This is a genomic window from Draconibacterium orientale, from assembly GCF_900111425.1.
GTDB classification, from domain to species: Bacteria; Bacteroidota; Bacteroidia; order Bacteroidales; family Prolixibacteraceae; genus Draconibacterium; species Draconibacterium orientale.
Window position 1 is genome coordinate 114854 of sequence record NZ_FOHT01000005.1, and the last position, 18256, is coordinate 133109.

Genomic DNA, 18256 nt, shown 5'->3' on the forward strand with positions numbered 1-18256 from the left:
AATAAATCTAATAAAATGAAAAAATTACAATCGATCATTTTTCTATTACTGGTGCTGAATATCAGTTGTTTTGCGGTCTCGCCTAAAAAAGCGGTAAATGTTTTGGTGCTTACCGAACGAGGTGGCTGGCACGAAGAATTTGTTGTTGCAGCCCTTGAATGGCTCGATGAATTTGGGGCTGAGAATAATTTTAAGTTTACGGAATTGAACCATGCCAAAGATATTGATGCGGCAATGCTGAAGAAATACGATGTTTTTCTGCAACTGAATTATCCTCCGTATACATGGAGCAAAGAAGGAGAAGATGCATTTATTGAATGTATTGAAAAAGGTAAAATAGGTTGGGTTGGTTTCCATCATGCTTCATTGCTTGGTGAGTTCGATGGATACCCGATGTGGAACTGGTTTTCTGATTTTATGGGTGGCATACGTTTTAAAGGTTATATTGCCGAAACGGCTTCAGGTACTGTAAACGTTGAAGACAAAACGCATCCGGTAATGAAAGACGTTAATCCTTCGTTTGTCCTTCCCGATGATGAATGGTATACTTTTGATAAAAATCCACGTCAGAATGTTCATGTTTTGGCAACGGTAGATGAATCGACTTACAAACCAGCTTCCGATGTAAAAATGGGCGATCATCCGGCCATTTGGACAAATGGAAAAGTTAAAGCCCGTAACGTATATTTTTTGATGGGGCATGCAAAAACACTTTTTGATTCGGATGATTTTAAAAAGATGCTTTCCAATTCGTTGCTTTGGGCTGCAGGAGAATAGTAAACTTAAACCAATAAATACTTGATTTATGAAATTAAAAAATCTTTTCCTTGCCGGTTTGTTTTTATTGGCAGGATTATCAGTTAGTGCACAATTTCCACGTTTTAAAGTGCTTGCTTTTTATTCGGAACATGTAGAATCGGCTCACGTTGAATTTGCAGAAGAAGCCATTCAGTTTTTTCAGGAACTAACTGTTGGTAACGGGTTTGTTTTTGATACAACATCGAACATGAGCGACCTGAATGCCGAAAAGTTGAAAGATTATTCGGTAATTATGATGTTGAATGATTTTCCACATTCAGAAAAACAACGACAGGCATTTCGCGAATACATGGAGAATGGCGGTGGCTGGTATGGCTTTCATGTGGCAGCGTATAACGACCGATCAACCAACTGGCCCTGGTTTTTAGATTTCCTCGGAGGTGGTGTGTTTTGGCGAAACAACTGGCCTCCCATGCCAGCCAAAGTGGTGGTTGATAATCATAACCATCCGGTAACAAAATCGTTACCGGAAGCTTTTATGTCGCCCATTAACGAATGGTACCAGTGGAAACCAAGTCCGCGCCAGAATCCGGATATCGAAGTGTTGGCTTCCTTGTCGATGGACAACTATCCTTTGGGATTGAAGGATATAATTCCCGACAGCGATTGTCCGGTGGTGTGGACCAACAAAAAATACCGCATGATTTATATGAACATGGGGCACGGTACACGCATTTTTTCCGATCCAACACAAAATGCCTTAATTATTGCCGGGTTGCGTTGGGTAGTTGCTACCGATGAAAAAGGAAATGTTTTTGGTAAATAAAATTGTTAGAAATGACTGAAGCGATAGTAACACCAAAGAAGCGGATACTTGCAATAGACATCATGCGGGGTCTTACTTTGTTCCTGATGCTTTTTGTTAACGATTTATACGAGTCAGGAGTTCCTTCCTGGCTCGTACATTCTAAAGCAAATGTCGATGGAATGGGACTTGCCGACTGGGTATTCCCTGGTTTTCTTTTTATGGTTGGGCTTTCAATTCCTTACGCTGTAGCCGCACGCGAAAGAAAAGGCGACAATAGAATAAAGATTCTGGGCCATATTCTTGTACGAACAATTAGTTTGCTGCTGATTGGCGTATTAATGATGAATATAGGACGGTTAAATGCAGAGCTCAGCGGAATAAACCGGAATATATGGGCAATCTTAATCTATGTTTCCATCTTTTTGGTTTGGAACAAATATCCTGAAAGCGATAAGTTAAAGTGGTTACCTGTAACTTTAAAGGCAATCGGGATAATCGGAATTGTTTCACTTGTTTCCATTTTCAGAGCCGGGGAACCCGGTCATGTGGAGTGGCTTACAACAGGTTGGTGGGGAATTTTAGGACTAATCGGATGGGGGTATTTTACATCGGTTATTGTTTATCTTCTATGCAGGTCAAGGTTGTGGTATATTGTTGCAGCATGGTTGTTCTTTGTAACTCTGAATATATTGTCTCAATTGGGATTGACTAATTTTCTCAACTTCGCGAAACCTGTATTTGGGGTAATAATTGGTGGGAATGTGCCTTCAATTGTTATTGCCGGTCTGTTAATTGGTGTAATTCTAAAGCAAAGTTCTGCATCGGTAGAACGCAAAATAACAATTTTTGGAGCCATTGGAATTGCCACTTTCGCGAGTGGTTTTATCCTTCGTAATTGGTTTATTATTTCGAAAATATACGGTACTCCTAGTTGGGCAATGGTTTGCAACGGAATTAGTATTCTGGTATTCGCATTTCTGCTTTTTCTGGTCGATCATAAAGAAAAATATAAATGGGCCGGCGTATTCCGTATTGCAGGACAAAATTCGCTGACTACTTACCTGGCCCCCGATATACTTTATTTTTCTTTTTGGGCACTGGCGTGGCCGGTATTTTTCTATAAACAGGATACCTCGCAACTGCTGGCCGTAATTGGCTCGGCGGTTTGGGCACTGGCAATGATTGGCTTTGCCAATTTATTGTCGCGGCTAAATATTCGTTTAAAACTATAGCAGCACAGGAAATTTCAAATATTTTTCTAAACTGTTACCAGTCAGGATCTTTAATCAATGTTTAGCGATTGTGAGTTTTGGAAGTCTATTCTCAATACGAGTAATAAAAAAGCGTGAGTTATATAAATGTTATATTTGCTTCATGTTTTCGATAAAAAAGGCAGTATTTAAAAGGATTTAAAAAGTAGCATTGGCTAAGTATACCACAAATTATTTTGTGGATTTGTTGTTTTTATGGAGGAAAAGGCGGATCTATATCTATGGGAAAACCTTCTAAATGGTGATAATAATGCCTTGTCGGATATTTATAAAAGGTATGTTGACGATTTATACTCCTATGGTCTGAAAATATCGGGAAACGAATCTCTGGTGAAAGACTGTATTCAGGAGGTTTTTATTCGTTTGATGGCAAACCGGAAAAACCTGGTTGCCGGTTCTAATATACACGTTTACCTATTCAAATCGCTTCGGAGCAGGTTATTGGATGAAATGCGGTCGGGTAACCGAAGATCAGAGATTCTCAATACAAAAACCAGGTTTGAAGAAGAAGAAAACAGTCCGTCGGTTGAAGCAGTTACCATTCAGAACGAAGAACAGTCACACATTAAAAAGAAGCTGCAAACTGCCCTGGAAGGTTTAACTGAAAAACAACGGGAAATAATTTTTTTAAAATTTACCGAAGGATTAAACTACGACGAGATTTCAACAATTCTCGGCATCGATAAAGCTTCAGCCCGAACACTTCTTTACCGCACTCTAAAACTAATTAAGGCCAACATTAAAATGAAGGGATTAATCTTGTTTCTCTTTATGCGGTATTTCAAAAAGTAATTTTTTTAAAAAAATAAATTCTTTTTTGTCTATAGAAATAGATGTCGTTCGTTTATTAATAATTCTGTTAAAACATGGAGAATAATTTTTTGAATTCTGAATTTACAGAGCTGATTACCAATGATGATTTTGTTCGTATGGTAAAAGATGCTCAGGACACTGATAAGTTGTTGAATGACTTGGTAATGCAGTGTCCTCAAAACAGCAATGATTTAAAATATGCTGTTGAATTTATTCGGATTGCCCGTGAGGATAAGCAAAAAATGCAGACTGCCGATTCGGAACGAATTTTAAAGAATATACAAAACAACCCAGTCGGAAAAGATGGACGTACAATTTTATTTCGTCGTTTGGCAAATAGTAAGGTTGCTGCTATTGCATTGTTGGTGCTTGCAATTGGAGCACTTGTTATGTTCAGCAAACAAGATTCGCTAAAACAGTTTGCACATAAAAATGAAGTATCTCAGAACGACGCGATGATTGTTCTTTCCGATGGCTCAAAACACATTCTCAACGAGAATGAACTGGATATTAATTACAACAGCAAGGAAGGTGAAGTTGTGGTTCAAAAAGAGGAGAGCGTTGTTGCGACAATTAAAAATGAACCAAAAAATAAACGAGAGTTTAACGAGGTAATTGTGCCTTACGGACAACGTCAACATGTTGTTTTGAATGATGGAACGTCGGTGGAATTAAATGCCGGGAGTAAACTGGTATTTCCTGCGGTATTCTCAGGGAATAACCGAACCGTGTACCTGATTGGAGAGGGATACTTCGATGTAACAAAAGACAGTAATCGTCCCTTTATTGTAAAAACTGATTTTATTGATGTAAAAGTATACGGAACAGAGTTTAATGTTACCGCATACAAAGATGAAGAACTTGCTTCTGCCGTATTGGTAGAAGGTTCAGTTTCGGTTAAACAAAGCGACAAAATTCTTAAAAAACAGGCACTGTTCATTAAACCTGGCGAAGCATGTTTTTACTCAACAGTTAACGAAGAACTGGAGATAAAAGACATTGATGTAGACTTATATATTTCGTGGAAAGATGGAATTTACAATTTTAAAGATGTGCCACTTTCTTATGTAATTACACGGGTGAAGAAATACTACAACGTTGAAATTACGGTTGAGAATGCCGATTTACTGGAGACAAAACTTTCAGGAAAACTGCTAATCACAGGAGATATTGAAGAAGTGATTCAATATATCTCGAGAGCAGTAGAATGTAGATATGAAAAGCCTAAAGAAGGAAATTATTTTCTCTCGAAATACTAACTAACTTATTGTCTAACCAAAACTTTATGAATATGACTTAGAACTATCACCAACTTATTTTAAAAAAAATCCGGTAGATACTGGCATACCTACCGGAAAAGATCGATTAAATCCGTAATACAAATTTTAATCAAAACAAATTTATGAAAAAAAACTTTTTTCACAGGGATGACTTATGGATTCATCTCATTAGAACATTTCGCATTATGAAGTTAACATTCTTGTTTAGCCTCATGGCTGTTATAAATACCTTCGCTTCATCTTATTCGTTTGCACAAAACGTAAGATTATCAGTGGAGAATATTCCTCTTGTTGATGTACTGCAAGAAATTGAGCAGCAAACTGATTATGTATTTTTGTACAAAAATGACCTTATTGATCCTGAATTTAAAGTTAGTGTTGACGTTGAAGGACAAGACGTTGAGGTGATTTTGAATGAAGTATTTAAATCAACAGAGATTAAGTACGAGATACTGAAAAAGCAAATTATTTTAACTCCAAATAAAAAAGTTAAAGATGAGCCTGCTGTAGGAGGAAGTGTAAAAGTGGCTCCGCAAAAAAAGCTTACCGGAAAGGTTACCGACGAAGATGGTGTACCAATTCCGGGGGTTACTGTTGTTGTAAAAGGAACGACTATTGGTACAGTTACCGATTTTGACGGAAACTATATGCTGGATGTTCCGCAGGATGCACAGGTATTGTTGGTTTCGTTTGTAGGGTACAATACCCAGGAAATTACACTGAGTTCTGAAGTAAACATTAACATCGTATTACACGAAAGACTTGAAGAGCTGGACGAGGTTGTAGTTGTTGGTTATGGTAAACAAAACAAAGAATCGGTAACAGCTGCAATCTCAAGTGTTGAAGCAAAAGATCTTGTACAATCGCCAACTGCCAACATTAGTAATGCTTTGGCAGGTCGTTTATCGGGTCTTACATCTATTCAGTTATCAGGAAAACCGGGATCAGATGATGCCGATCTTTATGTACGTGGTATTGGTACTTATGCCGGATCAACTGCACCACTTATTATGGTTGACGGTGTTGCGCGCGATAGTTATAACAATATTGACCCTAATGAAATCGAATCAATCAGCATCCTGAAAGATGCTTCGGCAACAGCTGTTTTTGGTGTGCGTGGTGCAAACGGTGTAATCCTTATTACTACAAGAAGGGGACAGCAGGGGGCTCCTCGTGTTAGTGTTTCGGCACAAACTGCAATTGTTGAATTTACCCGTTTACCGGAATATCTTGATGCGTATGATTGGACAAGTTTGTTCAACGAAAAATCATACCAGGACTACTGGAGAAAGCATGGTAATGATGGATGGGACTCATGGGCAGAATTTGCTGAAAGTCGAGAAGCCAACTGGATTTCAGAAGCTTCCCGATATACTTCAGATGAGGAGTTGATGTATTATAAAAATGCAAACAATCCACAAAGCGAGTATTACAATCCATATTTCTATCCCAATACCGACTGGCAAAGTCAGATTTTCAGAAAATCATCACGACAAAGCCAGTATAACGTAAATGTTGAGGGTGGTACAGAAAAGGTAAAATATTTTGTATCGTTAGGTTTTCTTGATCAAGGTGGTATGTTCCAGGATTCGTATTTTCCGTTTCCCGATGAAATGGATTACACGAAAAAGCGACATAACTTTCGTGCCAACTTCGACTTTGATGTAAATAAAGATTTCCGGATCTCGGTTGACATTGGTACCAACTTCGAGAAAATTACAGGAATGAATAATGATAGCTACATGTGGAACAAACGAATTTTGTGGGCTAACCCGATTTCGTCTCCCGGACTTGTTGATGGTAAATTTGTAGTTATTGAAGGACAAGAGCTTTCGGCAAATAACTTGCTTTACGAAATTGCCAACATTGATTTTAATGTTACCAATAACAGTACACTTAATTCATCGGTAAAGTTATCGCACAAACTCGATTTTATTACAGAAGGACTTTCTGTAAATGCCCGTGTTGCTTACGATAGCTATTTCTCAAGCCGGTCGGGTGGTGGTAGCTACACGCCAATGTTGTATCGTATTTCTCCTAACGAAAACGGAGATAAGCTGGATCCAAACTTTGAACCTTTAACTGAAAAATCGTCACTTTCATACTGGTCGGAATGGTACAATGGGAAATGGCGTAAAATCTATGGAGAGTTTTCGTTGAACTACAACCAAAGTTTTGGCCAGCACGATGTGGGCGGTTTGTTCCTGTTTAACGCAGAAAAGAAATATGATCCGGGTTTGGATTACCAATTGCCTCATGCCTACTTAGGTTTGGTTGGTCGTGTTACTTATGGTTTTGCAAAAAGATACCTGGCCGAGTTTAACATGGGATACAACGGTTCGGAAAACTTTCCCGAAGGAAAACGTTTTGGTTTCTTGCCGGCGGTTTCTTTAGGATGGGTTTCATCAGCCGAAAGTTTCTTCCCTGAGACCGGTCTGATTGGATATTTAAAAATTCGTGGTTCTATCGGTAAAGTTGGTAACGATAATGTTGGTGGAGCAAGGTACTTATATTTACCTGACGTATGGGAATACAGTGGTGGCTATACTTTTGGCGATTACAACAGCAGAAGTTATGTAAATGGTGCTATTGAAGGTACAATTGGTAACCCGAATGTAACCTGGGAAACGGCAACAAAAGCAAACATTGGTTTTGAAGCACGTTTGTTTGGCGACAAACTGTCGTTAACCTACGATTATTTTAAAGAAAACAGAAAGGATATCCTTTCGTACAAAGGAACCATTCCCGATATCGTTCAGGCATCGCTGCCCGCTTATAACTTAGGTAAAGTTAAAAACTGGGGTAACGAAGTAGAATTTACATGGCGAGACAATATCCGTCAGGTAAATTACTGGGTTAAAGGAAATGCTTCAACCAACAAAAACGAAATTGTTTTTAGAGATGAAGCTATTACTCCGGGGCTTGAATACCAGGCACAAACCGGCCGTCCGATTAACCAGCCTTCATACCTGCAGGCCGATGGTTTATACAACTCGTGGGCCGATCTGTATGAAATCGATTCGGAAGGAAATCCGGTTCTTTCGTCTCCTGTATTAGCAGTAAACGCTGCCGGCGAAACTTATACCAATACTGCCGGCGAACCGGTTTACCAAAAAGATTTAGGTTTTGGAGGTGCTGTTTTGCAGCCTGGTGAAATAAAACTGATCGACGTTAACGAAGACGGTGTTATTGATGGTAAAGACTATAAGCGTAGTGGAAAAACAAATATTCCTGAGTTAACTTATGGATTCTCAATGGGATTTGAATATAAAAGTTTCGACTTCTCGCTAATGTTCCAGGGGGTTTCTGGTGTTGCACGCTTCGTTCAAACAGGTGAATCAATGCACTTTTCAGATAACCACTCGTTACAGGAAGTTGATATATACCGCTTTACCGAAGAAAGATATGCAGCTGGAGAACGTATAGAAATGCCCATTGCTGCCTACAACACTTCAGCAGTTTACAATACATTCTTTCATAAAGATGCATCATACTTGCGTCTGAAAAATATGGAGATAGGTTATAGCATTTCTCCGGGAATATTAAAAAGAATCGGACTTACTTCAACTCGTTTTTATGTTAACGGTTCGAACTTGCTAACCTGGAGTAACAACAAGGTATGGGGCGATCCTGAGAATTTAGGTAATTCCGGTTATCCGATTACCCGGACGTACAACCTGGGAGTTAACCTCAATTTTTAATCAACTAAATAGAAAGTTATTATGAAAAGGAAATATATAGCAAACCTGGTGATAGCGAGTGTTTTTATATCACTCTTTATGTCGAGTTGTCTCGACGATTTTCTCGAAAAACCAGCGGGGGGAGCAGTAACAGTTGATACAATTTTTCATACAAAAAACCAGGCGCAATATGCAGTTGCAAGCATGTACCAGTCGGGTATGCAAAATTTATATGTATACAATGCCGGAGGTTTAGGACATTCAAACAGCTGTGCCCGGCCTGGAATAATTACCGATGAAGTTTATTTGGAATCAAATGTTACCTGGATTGCACAAAACGTAGGTGTAGGAGCTTATTACTCCGGAACAATGACCTCAGGAAATACGCCTGATATTCCTGGTTATGGTGCCCATTACCGCGGTATCCGAAGAGCTAACCTTGTTTTAAAGAATATTGATATGGTTATCGATGCCGACCAGGCATGGATTGATGATGTAAAAGGACAAGCATTATTTATAAGAGCGTTACAGCATTTTGAGTTATTTCGCTACTACGGAGGTATACCAATTGTAACCGATGTTTTAGGTGAAGGTGAACTTAAACTACCTCGTAGATCTGTTAAAACAGTTGTAAGTACAATTGTAAAATGGTGTGATGAAGCTGCTGTCTTGTTGCCTTCATCGCGTTCGGCAACAGAATATGGTAAAGTTACAAAGTTAGCTGCTTTGGCTTTAAAAGCACGTGTTTTATTATATGCTGCAAGTCCTATGTATAATACTCCTTCAGGCATGACATCGGAGATTATACGTTTTGGTGATGACCGTGACTCGGTTTTGTGTTATCCTGACTACGACGTAAATCGTTGGAAATTAGCTGCCGATGCTGCAAAAGCAGTTATTGATAATGCAGGTGCTGCTGGTGTTTCAATTTATAATACATCAACACCAGAAACAACCGGTGATACATATGCTACAATTGGCGATTACGAATCGGTTTGGAACGTTTACGCTAACGAGGAAATGATTTTACAATGTACCGAGTTTAACAGCAATGACTGGGGGAATAAAATTTGGGCACTTACCAACCAAAGTCGTTCTGGATGTGGCGCTGCAGGTCTTGGAAGCTGGGGGCCAATGAACAACGTGCCGGTAGAATTTGCCATGTTGTACGAAAAACGCGACGGATCGAATTGGAGCGTTGAGCCAGGAGATCAGGGCGACGATTTAGCCGCTTTTATCGAAGGTTTGGATCTTGATCCTCGTTTTTACCAATCAATTGCTTATGGTGGCATGCAATACAACTCAAGTTATGGTAAACTGCAGTTTTACAAAGGTGCCGATGGTTTTAGCGATGGTAAACTTGGCGGAAATGACCAGGATCCTCACGGTTTTGCTATGGAAGCATACAAATTTGCTCCACGCATTGAAAATGCAGCAAGACAGCATTTCTCGTGGCCGGTGTTCCGTTTGGCCGAGTTTTATTTAAGTTATGCCGAAGCTTTAAACGAATTCGAAGGACCTACAACCAAAGCTTACGATGCTTTAAACGTAACTCGTGACAGAGCCGGTATGCCCGAAAAATCAAATTTAAGTCAGGAAGAATTCCGTGCAGCAGTTCATAACGAGCGTACTGTAGAACTGGCGTTCGAAAACCACCGTTACAACGATCTTTTACGTTGGATGCAAGCCGATGAAGTTATTAACGACAGATCTTTCTACGGATTTAAAACTGTGGCTAAAGACGCCGGAGACGGAACAGCATTACACGCCTGGACTGTTTCAGTTTTCTCAAAACGATTTTTCCCTGATAAATATTATTACCTGCCTTTCTCAAACGCAGAAGTAAGTAAAAACTACTTGGGCGACCGCGAAGCATGGGATGGTCAAAATCCGGGATGGTAATAGTTGGTAAAATCACTTTTAACAAGAAGTAGTATGAAAAATAAACATATAAAACAATTTTTATTGCTTTCCTTGTTGTGCAGTGCCTTGTTTATCAATGCACAAGAAACAAACTTGGAGGTAGAATCAGATTCCATAATAACTCTTGAAAATGAACCACAAGTTGATATGGGGCTTGGCACCGAAGATTTGTGGAGATACACGGGAGCCTCTTTTTCCATTTCGGGAGAGGAACTTGCCCGCGAATTGACAGGGAATTTATTGAAAACATTGCAAGGACGTATTCCCGGCCTGACGGTTCTTTTTAATTCAGGAGAACCTGGGTATGATAATCCGGCATTGTATGGCCGGGGCATGACCAGTTGGAATAGCGGAGGTAATGATATTCTTATTTATCTGGATGGATTTAGGGTAGATGTAGAACTAATTGCTTCGCTTTCAGTTGACGAAATTAAAACCGTAACCTATGCAAAAGATGCTGCTGCTCTTTCTGCTTACGGAATGGAAGGTGCTAACGGAGTTTTGTCAATTAGAACGAAACGTGGAGAAGTGCAAACATCAACAAAAATTATTGCCAATGCCCGTTATGGTGTATTAAGCGTAATTGATCTTCCTACTGTAATGAATGCGTTTGATTATACCACAATGTACAATCAGGCTCGTGAAAACGATGGACTTACTCCGCGGTATGCTAATCCTGACTTGTACAAAAACGGTGGAGATGTTGCTCACCCCGATGTTGACTGGTATGACGAGGTGTTGAAATCCAATTCAACCATTCAAAACATGAATCTTTCGTTTACCGGTGGTGGAGAAACAGCAAAATTTTATGTATTGTTAGACTATAAAGGTTTTTCCGGATATTACAAAGATGCCGACACGGAAGGTGAAGAGTTTGGAACAAATGCACAAAATAATAAATTCAATATTCGTGGTAATGTCGATTTAAATATCACCAAAAGTCTGGCAATAAAAGCAGAGGTAGTTGGTAGTATTGATGATAAAGACACCCCGGCAGGTTTTAGTGCAGGTAGTCTCTTCGATAATCTTATGGGAATTCCGGCAGCGGCTTTTTCTGTAAAAAATCCAAACGGAACCTGGGGGAATAGTTCGGTGTATAATTTTAATCCGGTGGAGCGATTACGCACCAATGGTATCTGGAATTCGCACACGCGGGGTTTACAAACCAACTTTTCTTTCGATCAGAAGCTTGATGTGGTTACAGAAGGACTAAGTTTAACTGGTGCATTGTCATTCAGCAACCAGTACATTGGTTACACTGGAAAAAGTTTCTCTGGTTTATCATACGAAATGCTGAAAGATGATAACGATGATCCAATTTTGGATAACGATGGAAATTATACGTATAAAGAGTTAGGCTCAATTTCAGACGATATTACTGATGGTTTAACTAACCTCTGGAATCGTCAGGTTCTTCAGTTGGGCCTGAATTACAAACGCGATTTTGATAAACATTCATTTGTTGCGTCATTATTGGCACGTCGTCAGAATTACAGCTATTTTATGCTTACTTTCCCAATCCGCAACCAGGGTTTGGCATTTAACGGATCATATGCATTCGATAAAAAATACATCGCTTCAGTAGCAGTAGGATACAATGGTTCAGCCGATTTTGAAGACGGAGAACGTTATGGCGTATTCCCATCGCTTGGTTTAGGCTGGATTGTTTCAAACGAAGATTTCCTGGCTAATAATGACAAGGTTAATTTTTTGAAATTAAGAGGATCATACGGTATTACCGGTAGCACCAACAACGACTACCGCTTTTTATTTGAACAAAAAGCACAAAATGGTGGTGGCTGGAGACTTACATCGGATAATACCTGGTATACGGGGCGTAGAGAAGGCGCTTATCCAAACCTCGGTTTTACATGGGAGGAAAAAACTATGGCAAACTTTGGGGTAGATGCTAAATTATTCGACCTTGTAACAGTAAACCTTGATGTTTTCTCTGAAAAACGTACACAAATTCTGGAAAGCGCAGGTGCTGATGTTCCTGCTTACACTGGTTTTCGTTTAGCAAACCAAAATACCGGAGAGGTTAAAAACTCGGGTGTAGAACTTAGCTTACGACTGGATAACAACAAAAACGATTTTAAATATTTTGTACAGGGTACATTTGCTTATGCCCACAACGAGATTACAAAACGTTCTGAAATTGTTCAGCCTCATGAGTGGTTGTACCTGCAGGGATACAGTATTAATACTGCCCGCGGTTTGGTTTTCGACGGATTTTACGAGGAACCCGATTTTGACGCGAATGGTAATTTAAACAGTGGAGTTGTGGCATCGTCGTACACCAACGTGCGTCCCGGCGACATGAAGTATGTTGATCAAAACGAAGATGGTATTATTACTGATTACGATAAAATACCGATGGACTACAATGCTATTCCTGAAATAACAGGAGCCATTAAAGGTGGATTTACATACAAAGGTCTTGATTTTAACGTTTTTGTTATGGGGGTAACAAACAGAACAGTTGCTCTGCCATATAATTACACTCATCCATTTGTTCAAAACAATAACATTACTGCTTTCTCTGCTAATCCATGGACTCCTGCAACTGCTGCTACAGCAACCAGTCCCAGATTAACAACTCAAGATAACATCAATAATAATCAGGCTACTGATTTTTATATGCGCGACGGCAGTTATATCAAACTGCGTAATATTGAGTTGGGATACACTTTCGGTTTAGGTAAAATTGAAGCAGTTCGTCTATCAGTTACAGGTACTAACCTTTTTACCTGGGATAAAATCGACGACCTTGAAGCAGAGAGCCTTTCAACCGGATATCCACTTTCAAAAGCAGTCTCACTTGGTTTAAAAGTAAATTTCTAAACCTGTAAATAGAAGAATATGAAAATGATCAAAAATATCTCAATTTTATTCTTACTTGCTCTTGCAATCTACTCGTGCGAGGATGATTATTTGCAAGTGAAGAACGTTGACACTGGAGTAGCCATAGAAGATTTGTATAGCCGTTACAGTCAGATTCAGGGCGTAATATGGGAAGCATACAGCTATTTACCTGATGGTCTGGGCGAATTATGGCTCGAAGGTGCAACAGATATAGCTGAAGCAACAAGAGAAAGCAATGCAGCTCAATTATATAACCTGGGAACCTGGACACAGTTTAGAAACCCTGACGATGTTTGGGCAACCAATTTTGCCGGAATTGACCAGGTTAACCGTTTCTTGAAAAACAAAGATAACGTTACTCTTGAGGAGATTAAAGCAAATAGTACCGACGGAGATTCTACCGCATATTATAAGGCACTCGACAATATGATGTTAATGGAAGGTGAAGCTTTGTTTCTGAAAGCTTTCTTTTACATGGAACTGACACAACGTTACGGAGGCGTACCAATTTTTGACGAGCCGCTTGATTACAATGATCCATCGAGCTGGAAAAATGTACAACGTAACTCGGTAAAAGAATGTCTGGATTATATTGTTGAGCTTTGCGATCAGGCAAATGCAATTGTTACCGACGATGTACATTCACGCTTCTCGTGGTACGAGAACGGACGTATAACAGGCAGCGGTATTAAAGCGCTAAAAGCAAAAGCGACACTTTACGGTGCAAGCCCGCTATTTAAAGATGCCGGTTCTTCAATAACCTGGGAAGACGCTGCCGAAGCTGCACATGCTGTTATAGCAACCGGAAAATTCAGTTTGGTTAGTAATTATTCCGACTTATTCGGTTCGGGTAATGCCAATTCGGGCGAAATCATTTTTAAACGTCGATATGGTTCGATAAACTGGTTCGAATACAACCAGTTCCCGATTGCCTTTGTTGGTAGCAACGGTAACAGCTTAACTCCAACTCAAAACTTTGTTGACGCGTTTGAAGTAACAAGTGATGGTACATCAGAGGCTTTCGACTGGAATAACGCAACTCATGCAGTTGATCCTTACGCTAACCGCGACAGTCGTTTTTATACAACAGTGGTTTATAATGGTTCGGATTTCTCATCACAAAACATCGAAACATACACCGGTGGTAACAGTGGTTTGCCAAAAGAAAATGCAACCAAAACAGGTTATTATCTTGGTAAATGGGTTAACAAGGGTATTGATCTTATAAACGCAACAACTGCTAACCATACCTGGGCATATTCACGTTATGCAGATATCTTGCTAATGTATGCCGAGGCAATGTACAATGCCTATGGAGCCGATGCCGATCCTGAGGGCTACGGAATGACTGCCTTGGAGGCCATCAATTTAGTAAGAGCCAGATCGAATGTACAGGCACTGCAAGCATCAGAGTTGAATCAGGCTGCTATTGAGCACGAGCGTATGGTTGAGTTGGCCTTTGAAGGCAAACGTTACTGGGATGTACGTCGCTGGAAAAAAGCAACTACTTATTTCAATCAACCGGTGACCCGCATTGAAATCACTAAAAACGGGGATGACTTCAATTACGAAGTTAAAACCCTGGAAAACCGTGTTTTTTCTGAAAAAATGAATTGGTATCCAATTCCTCAATCTGAAATCTCAAAAACAGGATGGGAACAAAATCCTTCCTGGTAGTTTTTCGCATAGATCAATAGAATATGCTGGAGGCTTAGGCCTTCAGCATATCACTTCTTTAGTTTCAAACCTATCTGTCGGTACTGAAGTTGATATCGTCTAATCATCGGATGATAGAAATTTTTAAAAACTGGTATGAGATTAATGTACTTCCGGCAGCGGTAACGAGCTGAAGTCCTTGGGTGCGTTTTTGTTTACAAATGTTTGATTGTTAAATGATTTGTATTCATGGGTGTACATGGTTGTATATGGAATGAATGTTGACTACCTTACGTTTGATTTTACTTTAAACCAACATAAAATGAAAACCTATTTTTTATTTATCTTTTGCTATGTTTTGTTGGCAAGTTGCCAGCCTAAACAAGAGCAGTCATTTGGGCAAACATCAACTTCTTCTGATTCTTTTATCAAGGTTGATGGTCCAAACCTAATTACCCCCGATGGTGAAAAGTTTCTAATCAGAGGTACCAACCTTGGTAACTGGTTAAATCCTGAAGGCTACATGTTCCGTTTTCGTAATACGAATTCGGCAAGTAGGATAAACCAGGCATTTTGCGAAATGGTTGGACCCGATTTTATTGCCGGTTTCTGGAAACAATTCAAAGACAATTATGTGACTATAGACGATATTATGTTCTTAAAATCAGTGGGTGTTAACTCGCTTCGTTTACCATTTCATTATAAATTATTTACCGACGAAGATTATATGGGGTTGACTGCAGATCAGGACGGATTTGAACGCGTGGATCAGCTGATAAACTGGTGTAAAGAGGCGGGTATTTATCTGATCTTAGATATGCACGATGCACCGGGTGGGCAAACCGGAGATAATATCGATGATAGCTATGGTTATCCCTGGTTGCTGGAAAGCGAAATATCTCAGCAGCTTTTTATCGACATTTGGGTGAAGATTGCCGATCGCTATAAAGATGAACCAATCATACTAGGATACGACCTGTTGAATGAGCCCATTGCACCGTATTTTGAGAACCTGGATGAGTTAAATTCAAAACTCGAGCCATTGTATAAAAAAGCCGTAGCGGCTATTCGCCAGGTGGATAATAACCATGTTATTTTGCTGGGAGCAGCTCAATGGAACAGTAATTTCAAAGTATTTAGCAATGCTGATTTTGATGATAATCTGATGTATACCTGTCATCGTTACGGGGGCGAACCAACTGCTGAGGCCATTAAATCATACATCGATTTCCGCGACAAAGTAAATCGCCCAATGTACATGGGAGAAACCGGACACAACACCGACGAATGGATGGCAGCTTTCAGAACAATGATGGAAGAGAACAACATCGGATGGCACTTCTGGCCTTATAAAAAAATGGACGGATCGTCATGTGTTTCTATTCCGGCTCCTGAAAACTGGGACCTTGTTGTTGATTTTGTTGAAGCCGACCGCAGTTCATATAAAGCAATAAGGGAAGCTCGTCCTGATCAGGAAGTGGCAAAGAAGGTATTGTCGGATTTTCTCGAGAATTGTAAGTTTAGTAATAACGAAATTAACCATAACTACCTAAATGCCCTTGGATTGGGAACAAAATAGCATAGCTTTTTCACCCCAATCGTATTCTTTGTGCAATGATGTTTTAAACAATACTCTCATCATAAAAAACTTGAATTTTAGAACCAATGAAAAATAAATTAATTCTCACAGGCATAATCACAGCTGTTCTTTCAATGAATGCTGTTTTTGTGAAGGCTCAGTCGTCAAAATCAGAATCGATTGAAGCCTGGGTAACAACTTTAGATCGCTCACAGCTTTTTACAAAACAGGAAGAAGTTATTGAATTTGGTAACCGTCCGCGTGGGTGGGGAGCTACAACTATAACTATTGATGATAATTTGCAAATGCAGGCCGTTGATGGATTTGGCTTTGCCTTAACCGGAGGTAGCGCTGGCCTGATGATGGGTATGAGCCAACCCGAACGTACTAAATTAATTAACGAGCTTTTCAGAACCGACGAAGATAATATTGGTGTCAGCTACATCCGTTTAACAATAGGAGCTTCAGACTTAAATAGCTTTGTTTTTTCGTACAACGATTTGGAAGATGGTGAGGTCGATCTGAAACTTGAAAAGTTTAATTTGTCACAAGACATGTACGATGTAATTCCGGTAGTGAAGGAAATCCTTGCCGTGAATCCGGATATAAAAATCCTGGCATCGCCATGGTCGGCACCAACCTGGATGAAAACAAACAACAAGGTAAAAGGCGGTAAATTAAAAGAAGAGTATTATCCGGTGTACGCACAATATTTTGTAAAATACATTAATGCAATGAAAGAGCAGGGTATTACAATTGATGCCATTACGGTTCAGAATGAGCCGCTCAATGTAAACAATACTCCGAGTATGCAAATGTTACCCAACGAACAACGGATTTTTATTAAAGATCACCTGGGACCTGCCTTTGAACAAGCCAACATAAAAACTAAAATTGTTTTATTCGATCATAACCTCGATCGGATAGACCATCCGCTTACTACTTTAAGCGATCCGGAAGCAGCAAAATATGCCGATGGATCAGGTTTTCATCACTATGGAGGCGAATTAAGTGCCTTAACAACCATGCATATTGCTCATCCTGAAAAGAATTTGTATTTCACCGAGCAAATGGTAGTTGAAAGACCAGGTAGCGAAACAATTGAGATTGCTAACCAGGTAGCGCGACTAATTATTGGTGTAACGCAAAACTGGAGCAAAAACGTAATTCTTTGGAATTTTGCTGCTGATCCGTTAAATGATCCGCACACTGAGGACGGAGGTTGTTCGATGTGCCAGGGAGCAGTTACAATAGAGGGTGACAATGTTAGCAGAAACATTGCTTATTATGTGGTGGCACATGCGTCAAAATTTGTTCGCCCGGGTTCGGTAAGAATCGGCTCAACTCAAAAAGGCGATACAATGGTTAATCTTACACAAGATGAAGAGCATCGTGGTGAAAATGCACTACGTGTAGGGCTATCAATAACTTACAATGTCTTTCCTAATGTAGCATTTCGTACTCCATCGGGAAAAACAGTGTTAATTGTGGCCAACGATTCGCGTTCGGCCAGGTCGTTCAGAATTAAATACAACGGACAATATGCCAACGTAAATCTTAGTCCCGGAGCAGTTGGAACTTATGTATGGTAACAACTTTTAAAAAGTCAGATTAACCCAGTT

The 18256-nt window shown here is 39.7% G+C and carries 11 protein-coding genes; all 11 read left to right on the forward strand.

What is annotated here, in order from left to right:
* The first annotated feature begins 15 nt into the window (after positions 1 to 15).
* The 11 genes from BMW53_RS04675 to BMW53_RS04725 all read left to right on the forward strand — a co-directional run bounded on the left by BMW53_RS04675 (position 16) and on the right by BMW53_RS04725 (position 18226).
* Entirely contained in the window at positions 16 to 777 is a 762-nt protein-coding gene (locus tag BMW53_RS04675) for a ThuA domain-containing protein (RefSeq protein ID WP_038560475.1), read from the forward strand.
* A 28-nt stretch (positions 778 to 805) separates the two neighbouring features.
* Positions 806 to 1585, forward strand: a complete 780-nt coding sequence (locus tag BMW53_RS04680) for a ThuA domain-containing protein (protein ID WP_038560477.1) — start codon at positions 806 to 808, stop codon at positions 1583 to 1585.
* 11 nt (positions 1586 to 1596) lie between these two features.
* The gene (locus BMW53_RS04685; protein ID WP_038560480.1) at positions 1597 to 2799 is read left to right on the forward strand and encodes a DUF5009 domain-containing protein; all 1203 of its coding nucleotides are present in this window, start codon (positions 1597 to 1599) and stop codon (positions 2797 to 2799) included.
* 234 nt (positions 2800 to 3033) lie between these two features.
* Complete coding sequence (locus tag BMW53_RS04690; RefSeq protein ID WP_051567928.1) at positions 3034 to 3630, forward strand: RNA polymerase sigma factor; 597 nt, start codon at positions 3034 to 3036, stop codon at positions 3628 to 3630.
* 74 nt (positions 3631 to 3704) lie between these two features.
* Positions 3705 to 4910, forward strand: a complete 1206-nt coding sequence (locus tag BMW53_RS04695) for a FecR family protein (RefSeq protein ID WP_038560484.1) — start codon at positions 3705 to 3707, stop codon at positions 4908 to 4910.
* Between the two features lie 206 nt (positions 4911 to 5116).
* Positions 5117 to 8632: a TonB-dependent receptor gene (locus BMW53_RS04700; protein ID WP_217642889.1), complete on the forward strand. Its 3516-nt coding sequence runs from the start codon at positions 5117 to 5119 to the stop codon at positions 8630 to 8632.
* 21 nt (positions 8633 to 8653) lie between these two features.
* Positions 8654 to 10513: a RagB/SusD family nutrient uptake outer membrane protein gene (locus BMW53_RS04705; RefSeq protein ID WP_038560487.1), complete on the forward strand. Its 1860-nt coding sequence runs from the start codon at positions 8654 to 8656 to the stop codon at positions 10511 to 10513.
* Between the two features lie 33 nt (positions 10514 to 10546).
* Entirely contained in the window at positions 10547 to 13378 is a 2832-nt protein-coding gene (locus tag BMW53_RS04710; RefSeq protein ID WP_038560490.1) for a SusC/RagA family TonB-linked outer membrane protein, read from the forward strand.
* Positions 13379 to 13396: 18 nt separating this feature from the next.
* Positions 13397 to 15076 (forward strand): RagB/SusD family nutrient uptake outer membrane protein, encoded by a 1680-nt coding sequence (locus tag BMW53_RS04715; RefSeq protein ID WP_038560493.1) that lies wholly within the window; start codon positions 13397 to 13399, stop codon positions 15074 to 15076.
* Positions 15077 to 15377: 301 nt separating this feature from the next.
* Positions 15378 to 16634 (forward strand): glycoside hydrolase family 5 protein, encoded by a 1257-nt coding sequence (locus tag BMW53_RS04720; RefSeq protein ID WP_038565056.1) that lies wholly within the window; start codon positions 15378 to 15380, stop codon positions 16632 to 16634.
* Positions 16635 to 16720: 86 nt separating this feature from the next.
* Complete coding sequence (locus BMW53_RS04725; protein WP_038560496.1) at positions 16721 to 18226, forward strand: glycoside hydrolase family 30 protein; 1506 nt, start codon at positions 16721 to 16723, stop codon at positions 18224 to 18226.
* Positions 18227 to 18256 lie beyond the last annotated feature (30 nt).

What these genes read in the sequence shown, in the direction of transcription:
- BMW53_RS04675 (WP_038560475.1), top strand. Translation starts at nt 16, where the DNA reads ATGAAAAAATTACAATCGATCATTTTTCTATTACTGGTGCTGAATATC.
- BMW53_RS04680 (WP_038560477.1), top strand. Translation starts at nt 806, where the DNA reads ATGAAATTAAAAAATCTTTTCCTTGCCGGTTTGTTTTTATTGGCAGGA.
- BMW53_RS04685 (WP_038560480.1), top strand. Translation starts at nt 1,597, where the DNA reads ATGACTGAAGCGATAGTAACACCAAAGAAGCGGATACTTGCAATAGAC.
- BMW53_RS04690 (WP_051567928.1), top strand. Translation starts at nt 3,034, where the DNA reads ATGGAGGAAAAGGCGGATCTATATCTATGGGAAAACCTTCTAAATGGT.
- BMW53_RS04695 (WP_038560484.1), top strand. Translation starts at nt 3,705, where the DNA reads ATGGAGAATAATTTTTTGAATTCTGAATTTACAGAGCTGATTACCAAT.
- BMW53_RS04700 (WP_217642889.1), top strand. Translation starts at nt 5,117, where the DNA reads ATGAAGTTAACATTCTTGTTTAGCCTCATGGCTGTTATAAATACCTTC.
- BMW53_RS04705 (WP_038560487.1), top strand. Translation starts at nt 8,654, where the DNA reads ATGAAAAGGAAATATATAGCAAACCTGGTGATAGCGAGTGTTTTTATA.
- BMW53_RS04710 (WP_038560490.1), top strand. Translation starts at nt 10,547, where the DNA reads ATGAAAAATAAACATATAAAACAATTTTTATTGCTTTCCTTGTTGTGC.
- BMW53_RS04715 (WP_038560493.1), top strand. Translation starts at nt 13,397, where the DNA reads ATGAAAATGATCAAAAATATCTCAATTTTATTCTTACTTGCTCTTGCA.
- BMW53_RS04720 (WP_038565056.1), top strand. Translation starts at nt 15,378, where the DNA reads ATGAAAACCTATTTTTTATTTATCTTTTGCTATGTTTTGTTGGCAAGT.
- BMW53_RS04725 (WP_038560496.1), top strand. Translation starts at nt 16,721, where the DNA reads ATGAAAAATAAATTAATTCTCACAGGCATAATCACAGCTGTTCTTTCA.